The organism is Streptococcus sp. IMAU 99161 (assembly GCF_014435245.1).
Classification (GTDB): Bacteria; Bacillota; Bacilli; order Lactobacillales; family Streptococcaceae; genus Streptococcus; species Streptococcus lactarius.
In genome coordinates, this window is the sequence record NZ_JAAPAW010000032.1 from 1 (window position 1) to 1,209 (window position 1,209).

General features: G+C 39.3%; 1 pseudogene. It reads right to left on the bottom strand.

Annotated elements, in window-relative coordinates:
* Window positions 1–1,139, bottom strand: a pseudogene (locus HA044_RS09400) (IS3 family transposase); the annotation flags it as partial.
* Between the last annotated feature and the right edge of the window lie 70 nt (window positions 1,140–1,209).

Consider the following 1,209-nt stretch of genomic DNA (forward strand, 5'->3'; position numbering starts at 1 on the left):
CCCTAATCCATATTGCAAGAAGGTCACATCTGTACACCACTTCTGATTAGGGACATGAGCTGTAAACTCTCTATTGAGAATGTTCTCTTCGATATTCACAAAACTGGTCTTCGTGCAATAACCTCGAGAACGACGGATAACTGATGAGATACCAAGAATACGCATTAAGCGACGAATTCGCTTCTTGTTATAAGTTGTTCCAAGTTTACGATTGACAAATCGCGTCATTCGACGATAACCTAAAATTCCTCTGTGCTTGGCATGAAGTTCCTTAATGCTCTCCGACAGTGTTTGATTCGTCTTCTCAGATGTCGTTTCCCTGTGATTGAGCCACTTGTAATAACCTGATCGAGATACTCCAAGCAATTGACATAACTGGCTAATAGAGGCTTCATGATGCTTCTCGGAATAATCTTTGATGGTTTGAAATTCTTCCAAGTAACGTCCAAGTCTTACCGTCTGTTTCTGCGTCTGATTTCCTCTAACTTTTTTAGCAGTCCTACCTCCATCTCTAAATAGTGGTTGCGCTCTTCTAGTTGTTTGATTTTGAGCTGTAACTCTTCTTCTGGGGTAAGGTTCGGTTTACTGTCTAACCCTTTACCTCTGCGATCTAGGAGTCCTTGACTGCCATCCTTCTCAAACTTTCTCACCCAGGAATAAACTTGTTGGTAGGAAATCCCATATTTCTCAATCGCTGCCTGATAGTCCTTATCATGAGCAATGGTGAAGTTAACAATCTCCACACGTTCTTCAAAAGTGGTTTTTCGTCCTTGCTTCATACGACTTAATCCTTTACTAGTTGGTTTGATTTCTATACCACTAGTATACCGTTTTATCCACTTTTCGAGAACACTTCCAGATGATATGTGATAAGTTTCAATGATCGTCTCCAAACTTCCTCGTCCAGATAGATAATCTTGTACGGCTTGTTCTTTGATTTCTTTTGAGTACCTTGTCCAAGTTTTACTTTCTCTTAGTCCTGCTATACCTAGATGTTTGTATTTACGAACCCAAGTTCTAATGGTGGTATCACTGACGCCATATTCCCTTATTAAGCTTGAAATGGATTTGCCTTTTTCTAAATACAAGTTAACAATCTTTAGTTTTTCCTCTGTGGACTTGACATTTCTTTTTGACATACGAAAACTCCCCTTATCGTTTCTAGTGAATTTTTGTTTTTTCACTGTCCACTATAAGGGGAGTATATCA